We start from the raw sequence: 16,164 nt of genomic DNA, 5'->3' as shown, positions 1-16,164 counted from the left end.
CGAGGCCCCTGATAACGGGCCGAGCCGCTGCGACTAGGCCCGCGGGGCCAAGGGCAACCCCGCGGCACGCCTAAAGAACCATCAACGCCCCCCAGTACCTACAGCACCACCCCATCAAACGCTGTCATCCTCATACCAAACCCCTTCAGACAACATCATCCGATGATGCCCCATCCCCGCCGGCATCATAGGAAAGCAATTCTCCTGAGCCTGCACAGCCACATCCAAGAAATACGGCCCAGGATGCGCCAGACATTCGGCCAACGCGGCATTCAGCTGCGCCGGATCATCCACCCGAGCCGCCCCCCAACCAAACGCCCGAGCCAGCGCAACAAAATCCGGCAAGGAAGCGTTATAGCTGTGGCTGTAGCGCCCACCGTGAATCAGCTCCTGCCATTGCCGCACCATCCCCATGTACCCGTTATTGCACAACACCACCTTCACAGGCGTCTCGTGCTGCATGGCAGTGGATAGCTCTTGAATGTTCATCAACACCGACGCATCGCCGCTGACACACACGACGGTCTTATCGGGATGCGCCACCTGCGCCCCGATGGCCGCCGGCAGGCCATATCCCATGGTGCCCGCGCCACCCGAGGTCAGCCAACGATTCGGCTGATCGAATCGCAGATACTGTGCCGCCCACATCTGATGCTGTCCCACATCGGTCGAGACAATCGCATCACGCGATGCCAGCGCGGCATTCAAGCGGTGCATCAATTGCTGCGGCAAAATGGCTTCCGGGGTCGGGGAGTAAGCTAAACAATCCTTGGCCCGCCACGTATCGATCCTGCGCCACCAATCCGTCAAGCGCTCGGCTGGCAAAGCGTGTTCATTCAAAGCCTCGCGCAGCGCATCGATCAATGGCAGACAGTCACCCACCAACGCCACATCCACCCGCACCACTTTGTTGATCGAGGTCGGATCGATATCGATATGGATCTTGCGCGCATGGGGGCAGAACTCAGACAGTTTGCCGGTGATGCGATCATCAAAGCGCGCACCGATGCAAACCACCAGATCCGCCTCGTGCATCGCCATGTTGGCTTCCAGGGTGCCATGCATGCCCAACATGCCGACAAACTGCGAATCAGAGGCAGGAAAGGCGCCCAGACCCATCAGCGTCAACGTACAAGGCGCACCGGCTTGACGCACGAGTTCGGTAAACGCCTGGCATGCCGCCGGACCCGAATTCACGAGTCCACCGCCACCATAGAACACCGGCTGCTTGGCATCTGCGATCAGCGCGGCGGCACGGCGTATGGCGGTTTGCGGCAGCTTCAGCGGCGTCTTGGCGCTTTGACGGCGCGCGCGGGCGGTCGCAGTGCGTGCCTGCTCGGCTGCCGCCAACATCTGCACACCCGGCGTCGCGGGCTTGAGCTGCACATCTTTCGGTAAGTCCACCAGCACCGGCCCCGGCCGGCCCTGGCGCGTCAGATCGAATGCGCGACCCACGACCTCGGCCACGTCATCCACATCATGGATCTGCGTATTCCACTTCGTGATCGATCGCGAAATACCCAACGCATCACATTCCTGAAACGCATCGGTCCCAATCGCCGTCGTCGCGACCTGGCCGCTGATACACAGCACCGGAATCGAATCGCACATCGCGTCGAGCAAACCCGAAGTCGTATTCGCCATCCCCGGCCCGGACGTCACAAACACCACGCCCGTTTTGCCGGTCGTACGCGCATACCCTTCGGCCGCATGCACCGCCGCTTGTTCGTGACGCACCAGCACATGGCGCAAACGCGGTTCGGCATACAGCGCGTCGTACAGCGGCAGCACCGCGCCGCCCGGATATCCGAACACGGTATCGACACCCCGCGCAATCAGCGTATCGAGTAAAACCTGGGCTCCATTGCGGGCAGGAAGTTCAGTGGAATTCAAGGCGGCTAAGGCGCTGGCGTGGAGGCGATCGTTCATGTGGATATCTTATGCCTTTCCCCGCAGAAGATTTCTCTTATTTTCTACGTCCTGGGCATTTTTCCAGTAAATTCATCTACAAATCACCCGGAGTGTAGAAAATGAACCTGGACAAATTCGACCTCGCCATTTTGCGGGTGCTGCAGCAGAACGCGCGGGCCAGTCTGAACGAGATCGGCGCAGCCGTCGGTTTATCGTCCACGCCATGCTGGAATCGGATCAAGCGCATGGAATCGGCCGGCGTGATCCGAGGCTATACCGTGGATCTGGACCCGGCCAGTTTAGGCTTCATGGACACGGTCATCGTTCACATCACACTAGAGAGCCACAGCGAAGAAACGTTGTACGAGTTCGGCCGTGCGCTCGCGCAAATCCCCGAAGTCCTCGAAGCCTTTCTGGTCTCGGGCGACTATGACTACTACATCCGCATCGCCGTGCGCGACACGCGCGACTATGAACGGCTGCTGCGCGAACAGCTCTATCGCATCCCAGGTATCCGCCACAGCAAGTCCTGTTTCGTGTTGCGCCGGCTAAAAGAAACGCAACTGCCGCTGCACAGCGGGACCGAGCCCTAAGCCACAATGGCATTACACCTATAATCCCAGCTGGCCCGCTAACAGGCTTTCTCACATGACCACTGCTGACCCTTCCAAACCCTGGCACGTTGTGCGCCGCTCCAAGCTGCACGGCAACGGCGTATTTGCCGCACGCAAGATTCCCGCCGGCACCGAGATCATCGAGTACGAAGGCGCCCGCATCAGCGCCAAGGAAGCCGATCGCCGCCATCCCACCAATCCGGATGACCCCTATCACACGTTCTATTTCGCGCTGAGCTCGGGCCGCGTTATCGACGGTGGCGACAAGGGCAACGACGCACGCTGGTTCAATCATTCCTGTGAACCCAACTGCGAATCGGAAGAAAGCGCCAACGGTAAACGCGTCTTCATCCGCGCCCTGCGTGATATCAAGCGCGGCGAAGAACTGGTCTACGACTACGGCCTGGTCATCGACGGCCGCATCACGAAGACGCTCAAGGAAGCCTATCGCTGCCTTTGCGGGTCCGCGGACTGTCGCGGCACCATGCTCGCGCTCAAGAAACGAAAGCCCAAGAAAGCCGACAAGGCCGAATAGGGCTGAGGCGCGTCAATCTCAGCGTACAATCCACTTCATGCCGTCGTCATCGACGGCATCGCAGTACGTCTTCAGGGCGGGGTGTAACTCCCCACCGGCGGTAAGTCCCACAGGGGCGAGCCCGCGAGCGCCCGATGCCTTATGGCTATCGGGGTCAGCAGATCTGGTGCGAAACCAGAGCCGACGGTCATAGTCCGGATGAAAGAAGATGTGCCAGCCGATCCCGCGTGCGCGGGCGCTGTGTCTCGCTACGCGTGACGCCGCCCGAGCGAGCCTGGGCGCGGCTGGACTGTCATGAGCCCTGGAACGTTTTTCGCCACCATTTTTTGCGAGGGCGTTTCCAATGTCAGCCGTCAACACCACCAGCACCGCCTTTTCTCTCGGCGCTGCCGCATATTCTCCTCCCGATCTGTTTTCCCAGCCGCTACCCATGCGCCTGGCACGTGCGCTGCATCATATGCGCCTGGGCCGCCCCGTCATTTTGATGGACGATGATGACCGCGAAAACGAAGCCGACCTGATCGTCGCTGCAGACAAATTGACCGTGCCCGTCATGGCCCAATTGATTCGCGACTGCAGCGGCATTGTTTGCCTCTGCCTCACCGATGAGACGCTGGATCGCCTGCAGCTGCCGCCCATGGTGAGCCGCAACCAAAGCCGCTTCAGCACCGCGTTCACCGTTTCCATCGAGGCGCGCCATGGCGTGACCACCGGTGTGAGTGCGCTCGACCGCGTGACCACCATCCGCACGGCGATCGCACCGGGCGCCCAGGCCGACGATATCGTCAGCCCCGGCCATGTTTTCCCGCTACGCGCCCAGCCGGGCGGCGTCTTGACGCGCCGTGGCCACACCGAGGGCTCGGTCGATCTGGCCATCTTGGCAGGCCTGCGTCCCGCAGCCGTGCTATGTGAACTGATGAACCCGGATGGCACCATGACGCGCGGCGACGCCATCGCGCGATACGCCGCCGAGCATGGTCTGGTGGCCTTGACCATCGCCGAGCTCGCCGACTATCGCCGTCAGCAAGCACAGGCCAATGCGTCGACAGCTGAAACGGCGGACGCGGAGATGGCCTCAGCCTAGACGGCGATCCCCGCCTGATACGACCGGATCGGCATCGAACGACTGCGCGATCCGGACCAAGCACTGTTCGGCATCGCCCACCACCACGGTCGCGCTGCACGCCAGCATCAGGTTCAGATTCAACCCGAAATCTTCGACCGTATAACCCGCCGCATCCACATGACGCGGCGGGTCATCGCGTTCGTCGACCGCGATGCGCTGCACCAACGATTGCGCCTCATCGAGGTAAACGAACACGGGCTTGCCCATGGCAATCGCGAACCCCGCCTCGAACGCGGTGCCCGAATCGGGTTCATGCCCGCGAAACGGATTCATATTCGCCATGACCAGGTCCGCGCGCCGGATCAGATCGACGTTGGCCTCGTATATCCATTGCGCCAACGCGCGTCCGGATAGGTGCTCAGGCGCCGAGTTATCCAGCGGATACCAGCCTTCAAAACCGTAACGCAGACAGAGTTGCTTTAGCGCCTCGCCATGCGCCACCGCATCCTGACGAAACACGTCAAATCCTGCCAAATAAATCGTTTTCATAAGGCCTCCCACCTCTGCACCCGCTCGCTGCAATGCCCGCGGCTATCCACGCGAATCGTAACCCTGCACAGTATCCCAGCGACACGATACCGAATTGCCACACACTGCGTCGGGATTAAGCCCTCATAGTCATCGCGCAACCCCTGCAAGCTCTCTATAATCGTCGTCACAGCGCTTACAAGCTGCTGCGCGCCTGTCCGTCGGTCATGATCCATGACACGCCATATGGGCGACGTTGCGCCGCATCCCGGCTTGGCGACAAGGAAAACTCTCGAATGCCCTCTCATCCCTCTACGCTTACGCTTGGACATCGCCGCCGTGCGTTCCTACAGCTAGGCGCAGCCATGGGCGCACTTTGGATGGCAGGGCCGTCAGGCGCGCAATCCACCACCCCAGTAAAGGTATCTGCCGTCTATGGCGTGCCGGTCGAGCAGTCGTGGGCATCGCGGGTACACGCGGCCCTGCGAGCGGCGCAACAACGCGGCGACATCGAATACGCCTATTCTGAAAACGTCGCCCCCAACAACTACGAGGGCAAGCTACGCGAGCATGCCCAAAATGGCGCTGAGCTCATCATCGGCGAGGCCTTCGAGGACACGACCCTTGTCTACCGTGTGGCCCGCGACTATCCCAAAATCGCGTTCCTGGTCGGCTCGTTCGAGCGCCCGCAACAGCCTAATCTGGCCGTCTTTGACAGCCACATCTACGAGCCTCTGTACCTGGCCGGCATGATCGCCGGCGGGGTCAGCAAAAGCGGCAACATCGGCGTGATCGCCGGCCATCCGATTCCACGCACCAACCGCCTGGTCCATGCTTTCAAGGACGGCGTGCGCGAGGTCAACCCGGATGCGAAGTTCACCACCACGTTTATCGAAAGCCGTTTCAATCCCATCGCCTCCCGCCAGGCCGCGCATCGCCTGATCGATCAGGGCGTCGACGTGATCTATGCCGAACGTACCGGCGCGGTCGAGGCCGCCCAACAGCGCGGGGTGTACGTCATCGGTCACGCAGTCGACGGGCAGCCCTATTACCCGGACACCATCATCACCTCCGCGGTCTGGGATGTGGGCCCCACACTTGAACGCGCGCTCACCATGGTCCGGCGAGGCACATTCCAAGCCGATGACTATGGCAAGTATTCCCACATGCGCTACCAAGGGTCGGCGCTGGCACCGCTGAGAAATTTCGAAAACAAAGTGCCAGACGCGCTGATGGCTCGCGTGCGCGCCCGCCAGCAGACCATGCTCGAAGGCACGTTCACCATCAAGCTGAAAGACTATCGGCCGCAATAACGGCCGGCACCGTCACGCCAAGGGCAGATAGATCCGCGTCTGCAGTTCGGCCGCGGGCGTGGTCTTGGGGTCGTTCAGATACTCCTCCCAGATCGGGAAGTCACGCGTCTCTTCGCCACTGGCCGGCAGCCATTGCGCGAGCAGCCATTGGTACGCCGCCTCGATCTCGCTATATGGCCCGGTATAGTGCAGCACCGCACAGCGCGTAATCGGCAGCGTAAATTCGTCAAAGTCCTTATCCACAGGATGCCCGGCGGGCAAAGTCAGTCCGGCCAGCGCCCGTAAGTCGTCCGCGGGCACCTGCTCCGGGTCGTCGAAGTAGACGCCGAACGTGCGCGTCGCATCATTGACCAGCCCCCGCGCAGTAGCCATCAGGAAAAGCTGATCGAACGTCGCGCCTATCTCCTGATAATCGCCTTGATGGGCAATGGTCGCCAGGGTCGCGCCTTCAAAAGTCTCGATAGTGATCGGGTACATGCCAAGCTCCTCAGGGTTAAAGGGGCTGGAGCGCGCCTGTCGATATCGGCCCGGCGGCATGCCAAATGCCGACCCGAACGCGCGATTGAAAGCTGCGACCGACGTATATCCCGCGCGTGCGGCCACCTGATTCAACGGGCGACCTTCGGCGAGTTCCACCGAAGCCCGATGCATGCGGGCTCGCAACATCGTCGCCTTGACCGTCTCGCCCATCAATCCGCGATACACGCGGTGGAAATGATAGGGCGACAGGCACGCCAAGTCGGCCAGATAATACAGATCCGGCGCGGCATCGGGATGCGCTGCCAGCCAACGCAGTACCGGTTCCAGCCGGGTGGCGTAGTGGATACGAGTTCGGGGCTTCATGCGTTCTCCAGTGACGTCACTGTAGCGGAGGGTGCTTTGCAGATTTTGCGGTTTTACCCTCGCCGCACGCGCATGCGCCCGTCGCGTTATTGCGGGTACGTCCCTGGCAGCAGCAAACTGCGATCGCCGGGCGTCAGGCTCTTGCGCCCGCATAACGCCATCGTGACATCCATTTCTTTGTAAAGGATTTCCAGGGCGCGCGTCACCCCGGCTTTCCCATAGGCGCCCAGCCCATACAAGAACGCCCGGCCGATCATGGTGCCGCGCGCACCCAGGCAGACGGCTTTGAGCACGTCCTGACCCGAGCGGATACCGCCATCCATCCAGACTTCGATACGCGAGCCCACGGCATCGGCAATCGCGGGCAGGGCGGCGATCGTGGACATCGCGCCATCGAGCTGGCGCCCGCCATGATTGCTCACGATCAATGCATCCGCGCCCGTATCGGCCGCCAGGCGCGCGTCTTCCTCATCCAGCACGCCTTTGAGGATCAGCTTGCCACCCCAACGCTGTTTGATCCATTCCACATCCTTCCAGCTAAGGCAGGGATCGAATTGCTGCGCCGTCCAGGCACCCAACGAAGACATATCCCCCACGCCCTTGGCATGCCCAACGATATTGCCAAACGTGCGACGCGATGTGCCCAGCATCCCCATACACCAGCGCGGCTTGGTGGCTAGGTTCAGCATGTTTGCCAGCGTCAGTTTAGGCGGCGTGGAAAGACCATTGCGGATGTCCTTATGGCGCTGCCCCATGATCTGCAGATCCAGCGTCAGCACCAGCGCCGAGCAATTGGCCGCCTTGGCGCGGTCGATCAGGCTGGCGACGAAATCTCGATCGCGCATCACGTACAGCTGGAACCAGAACGGCTTTTTTGTGGCCCGCGCCACATCTTCTATCGAACAAATGCTCATCGTCGACAGCGTAAACGGCACCCCGAATTCCTCGGCCGCCTGCGCCGCCAGGATCTCGCCATCGGCGTGCTGCATGCCGGTCAAGCCGGTAGGGGCAATCGCCACCGGCATCACGGCATCCGTACCCGCCATCGTGGTACGCAAAGACCGGCCTTCCATATTGACCGCGACGCGCTGACGCAGCTTGATGCGCTGCAGATCCGTTTCGTTCGCGCGATACGTGCTTTCGGTCCAGGCGCCGGAGTCGGCATAGTCATAAAACATGCGCGGTACGCGCTTTTGCGCCAATACGCGCAAGTCTTCGATGCAAGTGATCTTGGCAAGATTCGGGTTCATGGGACATTCATGCAAAATAGAGGGCGGACAATGGAAACCGACGCTGCGTCGTTTCCTGACCCGACAAGACGGGCAGGGCGCGGCCCTCTGGCACAGCGCATGCGGCATCAGTATACGCGCCGCGTTTGCCGACTGAATTATCGAAATAACCGGGTATCAAAGGATCGTCATGCAAGTCCCGCAACACGAAACCGTCCACGCCATTATCAAAGGGGTTGTTCAAGGCGTGGGCTACCGTCACGCCACCGTACGGCGCGCCCATATGCTGGGGGTGACGGGCTGGGTGCAAAACATGGAAGACGGAACCGTACAAGCCATGGTGCAAGGCACGCCCGATCAAGTGGACCACATGCTGCAATGGCTGCACCGGGGCCCGCCGTCGGCCGTAGTCAAAGAGGTGATCACGGAACGGATCTATGCGGATAAACAATACAAGCGGTTCGAGCAGCTTTAAGTTCACATAGCCATCGATGACGGCCGGCGCACGTTTCGTCGCTTACTCTTCTTCACCGAGAAACGAGAACCGCATTAATGTGCGCTGCCGCGCCCGCGCATGATCCACGATAGGCATGGGGTACGTCTCCCCAAGCCTCACGCCACAAGCAGCCAGCTCACGCGCTTTCATGGCGGCAGGGTAGTGAATATGGCGGTCGGGCACCCGCGCCAACTCGGGCACATAACGACGTATAAACGCACCGTCCGGATCGAAACGCTGCGATTGCGTGACGGGGTTGAAGATACGAAACCACGGCTGCGCATCGCAACCCGTGGACGCGGCCCATTGCCATCCGCCGTTATTCGCCGCCAAGTCATAGTCGTTCAAATGCCGGGCAAAGAAACGCTCGCCCAGCCGCCAATCGATTCCTAGATCCTTGGTCAAAAAGCTGGCCACCACCATGCGCAAGCGGTTGTGCATATAGCCAGTCTGCAGCAATTGACGCATCGCCGCATCGATCAATGGATAGCCCGTGCGTGCCTCGCACCAAGCCTGCCACAATGTCGGTTCATCGTCCCAGCTCACGCGGTCGTATTCCGGCCGATACGCCTGCGTCACCACGTGCGGGTGATGCCACAAAATCATGAAGTAAAAATCGCGCCACGCCAGCTCCGACAGCCAGGTCTGCGCCCCTTCGCATCCTTGCGCCGCGCGCTGTACCGCATAGGCCGCCAGTCGCCGAATCGACACCGTGCCGAATCGCAGATGCACGGACAGATACGAGACACCCTTGCGTCCCGGAAAATCGCGAGCCTCTTTATACGCCTCCATGCGCGGCAGGAAATCTTGCAGCAATTGCTCGCCGCCTTGCATGCCGGCCGGCAAGGGCAGCGCGGTCAGATTCGTTTTCTCGAAACCCAGCTGTTCCAGCGTGGGGATGGATTCGCCTTCCGGCAGCGCGGCTAAATTCCGTGCGTACCGCTCAACGGGATATGCCTTTAACTGGAACTCGTCCAGCTTGGCCAGCCACGCGCGCTTATAGCGCGTGAACACACTATACGGCTTGCCCTGTTGGTTTAGCACCTCGTCCCGATCCAGCAGAACTTGGTCCTTGTAATCGCTAAAGGAGATCCCGATCGCGTGCAGCGCGTTGGCGACCTGCTCGTCTCGCGCTATCGCGTCAGGCTCATAGTCGCGATTGGTCAACACCTCCTGCACCCCGAGCTGACTGGCCAGTTCGACAATACACCGCAACGCAGCGCCATGCCTGACGATCAGCCCGCCGCCCGGCGCGCCGCTGTGCCTGGCTAACGCACGCAACCCCTCGTCCAGTTCGCGCACGCTGGCGTGTATGAACTCCACCCGCCGATCGCTGCGCGAAGGCAACGCGTCCAGAATATCGGTGTCAAACACAAACGCGCAGAACACGTGCTCATGGCGTCGCAACGCATGGTAGAGCGCGGCGTTATCCACACAACGCAGATCGCGTCGCATCCATACGAGAGCACGGCTGGGCATGAGTGGGAACTCCTAATGAACGTAAACGCATCGGTTCGACGCGCTCAATGCGCAAGAATGCAAGCAGGTCTGGTACCCGATTCCATCATCTTTACCGCTATAGCGCGTGTGCCGCATTGTGCCAGGGTTTATCGCTGTCTATTGAAGCCCTTATCCAGGCCGAGATCACGACGGGCACGCTACTTGCGAGGTTGGCTGACGCAGAGGGTCATCCCTCACCATCCGCACTAACGCTAAAGGAGATTCATATGGCCGATCATGTCGTCAAAGTATTGAACAACCTAATTGAGACCTCCAAGAACGGCGAAAAAGGATTTCTCGCCGCCGCCGAGGACACAAAGACGGCCGAGCTGAAAATGCTGTTTGAAAGCCGCGCGCGCGATTGCGCTGCCGGCGCCGCCGAACTGCAAACCGTAGTGAGCCAACTCGGCGGCAAGCCGGAAGACAGCGGCACGGTGGCCGGGGCGATCCATCGCGGTTGGACCAACCTGAAGGCCGCCGTGGCCGGTCGCGACGATCTCGCCATTCTCGAAGAATGCGAACGCGGTGAAGACGTCGCCAAGGCGCAATACAGCGATGCACTGAAGGAAGCGCTGCCCGAAAACATCCGCGCTATCGTTGAACGCCAATACCAGGGCGTACTGCGCAACCATGATCAAGTTCGCGATCTGCGCAACCGTTACAAAGCCATGAAGTAAGCGTAAAGCTTACCGATTGAGTGCCCGGCATATGCCGGGCTTTTTTACGTCATTGCGTCGGCCCACGCGCAGTATGATTCGTCTATCTATCCACAGGAGCAAGTCATGGCCAAAAAGCCTGAACCCCCGGATCCCGACGAAGTCGCGCTGATCCAATGGTGTACCGAAGTAGAAGAATTGTTCGTCGCGGCTGGCGCGTCGCGCGAAGAAGCTCAACAACATATCGAAGACGAAGCCGAGTGGTTTACCGACATGTTTTATGACGGTCTGACCCCGGAAGAAGCCGCCAAAGCCGCGCTGAACCAGTAGTTCCATCGACAGACCTCATCCGGGTATACTCAGCCCGGGTGCTCACACATTCACGTGTGGCAGGGAATGCGATGGTCGGGCCGCCACGCGCCACAGGCGCGCCCCTATATGCCCACAATCACCACACATCGCATCTCCATCTCGACGCTGCGGCGCACGGCCGGGCTTTCTCTGTTTCAGACTCTTCCTCTTTTGCACAGTCGACGCTAGCTGCATCGAGCCGTCGTGGGCGTTCGCGCGCCTGGTCCTACGGCCCGTTGCACTCTGGCCTGCCTACGACACTTCCCCCTCATATACCGACCAATCTCAGACGCAAAGGACATTATGACCATCGTAGAAAAGAGGCTATCCAACACGTTCAAACAGTTCTTCGAATCCGAGAAGGCGGGCGGCATTATCTTGATCGCCTGTACCGTCATTTCCCTTCTGATAGCGAACTCTGCAGCGGGCGATGCGTACCTTCATGCATGGCAGGTGAAGGTCGCGGGATTGAGCATCGAGCACTGGGTCAACGATGCCCTCATGGCAATCTTTTTTCTATTGATAGGCCTGGAGCTCAAACGCGAGTTGTACAACGGCGAACTTTCGGATTTTAAGAACGCGCTGCTACCCATTATCGCGGCCGCCGGCGGCATTATCGTGCCGGCCTCGATTCACTTTTTGCTCAATGCAGGAACGCCCACGCAGCCGGGGATGGGCATTCCGATGGCCACGGATATCGCCTTTGCACTGGGCATTCTGGCTTTGCTGGGAAGCCGTGTTCCCGCTTCACTTAAAGTATTTCTTACCGCGCTCGCGGTGATGGACGACCTGGGCGCGATCATCGTTATCGCGGTCTTCTATACCGCTGAATTGTCGTGGGCTTATTTGCTCGGCGCCTTGGCGGTATTTGCGGTACTGGCATGTATGAATCGCTTTCTGCGCGTGACCTCGCTCGCACTATACCTGGTGGGCGGCGCAGTGATGTGGGTGCTGATGTTGAAATCGGGCGTGCATGCCACGATTGCTGGGATTCTGTTGGCCTTCGCCATTCCCTTCACCGCGAAACAAGATGACGAACATTCGTTGTCGCATCGGCTAGAGCACATTTTGCACAAGCCTGTGGCTTTCATCATTCTGCCCATCTTTGCGCTCGCTAACACCGGCATCATTATCGGCGGCGATTGGGCGCAAGAGCTCAGTTCGAACAATAGCGTGGGCATTCTTGCTGGCTTGGTGATGGGCAAACCGATAGGTATTACGCTGCTGTGTTTCTTGGCCGTCGCGATTGGCATCTGCAAGCTTCCGCTTGATCTGCGCTGGCGTCATATCTTTGGCGCGGGTTTGCTGGGCGGCATTGGGTTCACGATGTCGATCTTCATCACCAATCTTGCATTCACGGGCAACCTGGAAGTTATCAACGCTTCCAAGATGGCGATTCTGTTGGCGTCTCTGACCGCAGGCGTGCTCGGTTTCGTGTGGCTGAAGATATTTGGGAAACCGCTGCCTACAGACACGGATTTGGATACGATGGATTTTGACGACGAAACGCAGCCACAGTCGCCTGGGCTATCCCAGTAGCGAAGTTGAAGGGCCTGCGGGCGCTAGATCGGTTCGGCGATTAGCAAGCCAGCCGCTAGCACCGAGATCGGAGTCAAAACGGGCTCATCGAATTCCAGCGTGTCTGATTATTACCTAAACTTTCTTATTGAAAAATACGTTATTCCGTACATCTGCAGCGCAAAATCGATAGACACCTGGGCCGTTCGGACCGGAGGATGGCGTGCAGCGCCACGTTTGCTGCCGTCTCGTACCGGATCTCACTGCCCATGAAGCCCATCGCAAGCCCCTTTGCCTTGTCGCTACTCGCGACCACCCCGGCGCTCGCCGCCGATCCAAGTTCGATCGCAGTCGGTGTACAGGAGGTCAGCCAAGGGACCGTCGGCACTGCAGACAACGTGAACGGTGGGCAGGCCGGCGCTGTCACGTATACCAACAGCGGCCCGGTCGCCATCACCCCCACGAGCAGCGATACCTTGGTCATCGGTGTGCGGGCGGCCAGTATTGGCGGCAATGGTGCCACGCCCGACTCGCATAACAACGGTGGCAACGGTGGCGACGGCGCGCAGGTCAACCTGACCAATACCGCCGGTGCCAACATCACCATCTCAGCACCGACGGCGCCGGGTGCCAACCTCCAGCACGGCGTCATCGGCCTATTGGGCAGTTCGCGTGGCGGCATGGGCGCGCAACCCGACGCAGGCGTGATCGATCATTACGGTGGCACCGGCGGCAGCGCCGCCTCGGTCACTGTCACCAGCGCAGCCAACGTATCGCTGGGCACTGCCGCGGCGTATCTGAACGGCAACGACATGGGATGGGGCGTCGTCGCGCAGAGTCTGGGAGGCAGAGGAGGCGATCAAACCAAGGGTGACAACAGTGACGGTGAACCCACCGGCGCGGGCGGCAACGCCTGGAGCGCGACTGCCAACGTGACGGGCAACGTGGCCGTCTATTGGTCGCCGACGGCCCAGACCGCCTGCAGCAACACATTCGGCGTGAGCCGCTGCAGCAGCGTCGCGGCGGTCGTAGCCAGCAGTATCGGCGGCGAAGGCGGCACAAACACCTTTACCGATGATCAGGGTGGTGATGGCGGACAAGCCGGGCAGGTCACGGCCAACGTCGGATCGAACGGCCCCGGCAGCGCGCTCACCACCATCACGGCGGCTACCACCCAAGCCACCCAGGACGACAGTGCCGCCATCCTGGCGATGTCGCTGGGCGGGCATGGCGGAAACTACGGCACCAACGACGGCACCGGGGGTGAAGGCGGCAACTCGCTAGGCGCCGAGGCCAATGTCTACAACACGGCCGTGACGGCGACCGGCGACTATCTCTACGGCGTACAGGCAGTGTCGCGTGGCGGCAATGGCGGCACCGATTCCAACAACTCGCAGCCTCCCGCCTCCAACGGGGGCGATGGTGGCGCGGCAGGTGCCGCCACGGCCACCCTCGACAACAGCTCGGTCAACACTTCTGGCACGGGCGCATACGGCGTACTGGTGCAGAGCATAGGCGGGCTGGGAGGCTTGGGTACCAGCCAAGGCGGTCAAGGCGCAGGCGGCTCTGGCGGCGCGTGGAGCAGTTGGATAAACGGCAGCTCGGGCGACGGCGGCGTGGGCGGCAATGGCGGGCAATCGACCGTCAATACCGCTGCGGCGGTATCGACATCCGGCCAGTACGCCCATGGAATACTGGCGCAATCCCTGGGCGGTAGTGGTGGTACCGGCGCGACCGGGAGCGGAGTGATCGCACTGGGCGGTGGCGGCGGTGCCGGCGGCAATGGCGGGTCCGTAAAGGCGAACCTGGGCGGGACGGTCAACACGACAGGAACAGGCGCGATTGGCGGCCTGTTGCAGTCGATTGGCGGCGGCGGTGGCAATGCCGGCAGCGCCTCCGGCATCATTTCCGTGGGCGGCACGGCCGGTAGCGGCAACACAGGCGGCGCCGTTGACACGACGTTAAGCGGCGCGATCACGACCACGGGCGAGGCAGGAATTGGAATCCTGGCGCAGTCCATCGGCGGTGGCGGCGGCAATGCGGGTTCGGCGGCGGGCGTGTCCGCGGTAGGTGGGCAGGGTGGCGCCGCTGGCGACGCGGACACCGTCAATATCAACCTGCAAAGCGGCAGCGCGATCACGACGTCGGGCCTTTACGCACACGGCGCGGTCGCGCAATCGATCGGCGGCGGCGGCGGCAATGGCGGCAGCGTTTTCAGCCTGTCTGCCGGGGAATCCGTCGCGCCCCCCGCACTGGGTGGCAGTGGCAGCGGCGGCGGTACAGGCGTGGTGGTGCAAATACTCGGCGCCGGGACAAAGCTGGCGACACAGGGAGCCGGCGCGATAGGCCTGCTGGCGCAATCGATCGGCGGCGGGGCGGCACCGGGGGTTCTTCAACGCAGGAGGGCAGCGACTTCGTCAGTCTGTCGATCGGCGGCGCTGGCGCGCAAGGCGGCAACAGCGGCAACACCACCATAGGCCTGGAAAATTCCAGCGTCAGCACTCAGGGCATCGCCGCGCCGGCCATCGTAGCCCAATCGATCGGTGGTGGTGGCGGCAATGGCGGCGCCGCGCATGGCTCCAGCCTGAACGCGTTCTTCGGCACCGCAGTGACCATTGGCGGCACGGCCGGCAATGGCGGCGGCGGTGGTACGGTCGCGGTGGGCCTGAAAAACACGGGCGTCACCACGGGCGGCGGGCAGTCGAACATGGCGGTCGCAGATTCTTATGGGGTACTGGCCCAGGCCATCGGCGGTGGCGGCGGCAACGGCGGCAGTGCGCAGGCCAATGATCTGGATCTGGGTATTCCCACCGGCGACGGCTCGATTGCCATCGCGACCACGCTAGCGCTGGGCGGAGCGGGAGGCAGCGGCGGCAACGGCGGCATTCTGAAGGTAGTGCTGGAGCAGGGCACGAAAGTGGCCACGGGCGGTGTCGGTTCACACGGGGTGCTCGCCCAAACTATCGGTGGTGGCGGCGGCTCGGGCGGCGCATCGCACGCGATGAGCACGACCTCCACGGCAGCACCCGACGACACCCTCCAGATCACCGTCAGCGTGGCGTTGGGCGGCAGCGGGGGCGCGGGTGGTCATGGCGGCCAAGCCGAGCTGTATGTTGATGGCACTTCGTCCATCACAACCTACGATGATTTCTCCAACGCGGTGATGGTGCAGACCATCGGCGGCGGCGGCGGCAATGCCGGCATCGGCAGCAGCAAAACGGGAGGCTCGGGGCAATCGATCAACGCCACCGTAGGCGTGGGCGGCACGGGTGGGGGCGGCGGCAATGGGGGCACGATGACCGCGCAATTGGATGCCGGCTCGCTGCTGCAAACCTACGGATCCGGATCGCGCGGCATGCTCTTGCAATCGATTGGCGGCGGTGGCGGCGCCTCGCAAGGCGGGACGGTCCAGCTATCCGCGTCGGGCTCCGGCGGCGACAGTGGCGACGGCGGGGGCGGTGGCAATGACGATGGCAGCGGCTCCCAAGCCAGTGTAGACATCTCCGTAGGCGCCAAGGGCGCCACCGCAGGCGACGGCGCGGCACTGACGTTAACGCCTCAGAGCGCAATCAAAACCGCGGGCGGCGATGCCGATGGCATTCTC

General features: G+C 61.6%; 14 protein-coding genes, 1 pseudogene and 1 riboswitch. Of the genes and pseudogenes, 10 read left to right on the top strand and 5 right to left on the bottom strand.

The window, feature by feature from the left end; genetic code table 11:
• Positions 1-114 precede the first annotated feature (114 nt).
• The gene (gene ilvB / locus GOQ25_RS07165) at positions 115-1,929 is read right to left on the bottom strand and encodes a biosynthetic-type acetolactate synthase large subunit (RefSeq protein ID WP_160349780.1); all 1,815 of its coding nucleotides are present in this window, start codon (positions 1,927-1,929) and stop codon (positions 115-117) included.
• A gap of 101 nt (positions 1,930-2,030) precedes the next feature.
• Here ilvB and GOQ25_RS07160 point away from each other — a divergent pair, with 101 nt between their 5' ends.
• The 3 genes from GOQ25_RS07160 (at position 2,031) to ribB (ending at position 4,144) form a co-directional block, all read left to right on the top strand.
• Positions 2,031-2,504 (top strand): Lrp/AsnC family transcriptional regulator, encoded by a 474-nt coding sequence (locus GOQ25_RS07160; RefSeq protein ID WP_160349779.1) that lies wholly within the window; start codon positions 2,031-2,033, stop codon positions 2,502-2,504.
• Between the two features lie 55 nt (positions 2,505-2,559).
• Complete coding sequence (locus GOQ25_RS07155) at positions 2,560-3,060, top strand: SET domain-containing protein (protein WP_160349778.1); 501 nt, start codon at positions 2,560-2,562, stop codon at positions 3,058-3,060.
• A gap of 63 nt (positions 3,061-3,123) precedes the next feature.
• Positions 3,124-3,274, top strand: a riboswitch (FMN riboswitch).
• A 129-nt stretch (positions 3,275-3,403) separates the two neighbouring features.
• Positions 3,404-4,144: a 3,4-dihydroxy-2-butanone-4-phosphate synthase gene (ribB, locus tag GOQ25_RS07150; RefSeq protein WP_160349777.1), complete on the top strand. Its 741-nt coding sequence runs from the start codon at positions 3,404-3,406 to the stop codon at positions 4,142-4,144.
• Here ribB and GOQ25_RS07145 read toward each other — a convergent pair.
• A complete protein-coding gene (locus GOQ25_RS07145) occupies positions 4,136-4,675 on the bottom strand; it encodes a nucleoside 2-deoxyribosyltransferase (protein ID WP_160349776.1) in 540 nt (179 codons plus the stop codon). The genes ribB and GOQ25_RS07145 overlap by 9 nt on opposite strands.
• A gap of 344 nt (positions 4,676-5,019) precedes the next feature.
• Here GOQ25_RS07145 and GOQ25_RS07140 point away from each other — a divergent pair, with 344 nt between their 5' ends.
• The gene (locus GOQ25_RS07140) at positions 5,020-5,967 is read left to right on the top strand and encodes a BMP family protein (protein WP_236844511.1); all 948 of its coding nucleotides are present in this window, start codon (positions 5,020-5,022) and stop codon (positions 5,965-5,967) included.
• 12 nt (positions 5,968-5,979) lie between these two features.
• Here GOQ25_RS07140 and GOQ25_RS07135 read toward each other — a convergent pair whose 3' ends face one another.
• Positions 5,980-6,810, bottom strand: coding sequence for a GyrI-like domain-containing protein (locus GOQ25_RS07135; protein WP_160349774.1), 831 nt, complete (start codon positions 6,808-6,810; stop codon positions 5,980-5,982).
• 86 nt (positions 6,811-6,896) lie between these two features.
• Positions 6,897-8,060 (bottom strand): alpha-hydroxy acid oxidase, encoded by a 1,164-nt coding sequence (locus GOQ25_RS07130; protein WP_160349773.1) that lies wholly within the window; start codon positions 8,058-8,060, stop codon positions 6,897-6,899.
• A gap of 169 nt (positions 8,061-8,229) precedes the next feature.
• Here GOQ25_RS07130 and GOQ25_RS07125 point away from each other — a divergent pair, with 169 nt between their 5' ends.
• Positions 8,230-8,514, top strand: coding sequence for an acylphosphatase (locus tag GOQ25_RS07125; RefSeq protein ID WP_160349772.1), 285 nt, complete (start codon positions 8,230-8,232; stop codon positions 8,512-8,514).
• A gap of 42 nt (positions 8,515-8,556) precedes the next feature.
• Here GOQ25_RS07125 and GOQ25_RS07120 read toward each other — a convergent pair whose 3' ends face one another.
• A complete protein-coding gene (locus GOQ25_RS07120; RefSeq protein ID WP_160349771.1) occupies positions 8,557-10,014 on the bottom strand; it encodes a deoxyribodipyrimidine photo-lyase in 1,458 nt (485 codons plus the stop codon).
• A gap of 248 nt (positions 10,015-10,262) precedes the next feature.
• Between GOQ25_RS07120 and GOQ25_RS07115 the strand changes: the two genes are divergently transcribed.
• The 5 genes and pseudogenes from GOQ25_RS07115 to GOQ25_RS19665 all read left to right on the top strand — a co-directional run.
• A complete protein-coding gene (locus GOQ25_RS07115) occupies positions 10,263-10,712 on the top strand; it encodes a PA2169 family four-helix-bundle protein (protein ID WP_160349770.1) in 450 nt (149 codons plus the stop codon).
• Positions 10,713-10,817: 105 nt separating this feature from the next.
• Entirely contained in the window at positions 10,818-11,021 is a 204-nt protein-coding gene (locus tag GOQ25_RS07110; protein ID WP_160349769.1) for a hypothetical protein, read from the top strand.
• Positions 11,022-11,345: 324 nt separating this feature from the next.
• The gene (gene nhaA / locus GOQ25_RS07105) at positions 11,346-12,581 is read left to right on the top strand and encodes a Na+/H+ antiporter NhaA (RefSeq protein WP_160349768.1); all 1,236 of its coding nucleotides are present in this window, start codon (positions 11,346-11,348) and stop codon (positions 12,579-12,581) included.
• 248 nt (positions 12,582-12,829) lie between these two features.
• Positions 12,830-15,037: a hypothetical protein gene (locus tag GOQ25_RS07100; protein WP_160349767.1), complete on the top strand. Its 2,208-nt coding sequence runs from the start codon at positions 12,830-12,832 to the stop codon at positions 15,035-15,037.
• Positions 15,038-15,168: 131 nt separating this feature from the next.
• A pseudogene (locus GOQ25_RS19665) lies at positions 15,169-16,164 on the top strand (autotransporter outer membrane beta-barrel domain-containing protein); the annotation flags it as partial.

The organism is Bordetella sp. 15P40C-2 (genome assembly GCF_009763235.1).
Lineage (GTDB): Bacteria > Pseudomonadota > Gammaproteobacteria > Burkholderiales > Burkholderiaceae_B > Bordetella_A.
Note: the sequence above shows the minus strand (reverse complement) of the source record. Positions and strands in the feature narration are given on the sequence as shown.

Excerpts from the sequence above, each read along its gene's own strand:
- ilvB (WP_160349780.1), bottom strand. The coding sequence starts at position 1,929 with ATGAACGATCGCCTCCACGCCAGCGCCTTAGCCGCCTTGAATTCCACT.
- GOQ25_RS07160 (WP_160349779.1), top strand. The coding sequence starts at position 2,031 with ATGAACCTGGACAAATTCGACCTCGCCATTTTGCGGGTGCTGCAGCAG.
- GOQ25_RS07155 (WP_160349778.1), top strand. The coding sequence starts at position 2,560 with ATGACCACTGCTGACCCTTCCAAACCCTGGCACGTTGTGCGCCGCTCC.
- ribB (WP_160349777.1), top strand. The coding sequence starts at position 3,404 with ATGTCAGCCGTCAACACCACCAGCACCGCCTTTTCTCTCGGCGCTGCC.
- GOQ25_RS07145 (WP_160349776.1), bottom strand. The coding sequence starts at position 4,675 with ATGAAAACGATTTATTTGGCAGGATTTGACGTGTTTCGTCAGGATGCG.
- GOQ25_RS07140 (WP_236844511.1), top strand. The coding sequence starts at position 5,020 with ATGGGCGCACTTTGGATGGCAGGGCCGTCAGGCGCGCAATCCACCACC.
- GOQ25_RS07135 (WP_160349774.1), bottom strand. The coding sequence starts at position 6,810 with ATGAAGCCCCGAACTCGTATCCACTACGCCACCCGGCTGGAACCGGTA.
- GOQ25_RS07130 (WP_160349773.1), bottom strand. The coding sequence starts at position 8,060 with ATGAACCCGAATCTTGCCAAGATCACTTGCATCGAAGACTTGCGCGTA.
- GOQ25_RS07125 (WP_160349772.1), top strand. The coding sequence starts at position 8,230 with ATGCAAGTCCCGCAACACGAAACCGTCCACGCCATTATCAAAGGGGTT.
- GOQ25_RS07120 (WP_160349771.1), bottom strand. The coding sequence starts at position 10,014 with ATGCCCAGCCGTGCTCTCGTATGGATGCGACGCGATCTGCGTTGTGTG.
- GOQ25_RS07115 (WP_160349770.1), top strand. The coding sequence starts at position 10,263 with ATGGCCGATCATGTCGTCAAAGTATTGAACAACCTAATTGAGACCTCC.
- GOQ25_RS07110 (WP_160349769.1), top strand. The coding sequence starts at position 10,818 with ATGGCCAAAAAGCCTGAACCCCCGGATCCCGACGAAGTCGCGCTGATC.
- nhaA (WP_160349768.1), top strand. The coding sequence starts at position 11,346 with ATGACCATCGTAGAAAAGAGGCTATCCAACACGTTCAAACAGTTCTTC.
- GOQ25_RS07100 (WP_160349767.1), top strand. The coding sequence starts at position 12,830 with ATGAAGCCCATCGCAAGCCCCTTTGCCTTGTCGCTACTCGCGACCACC.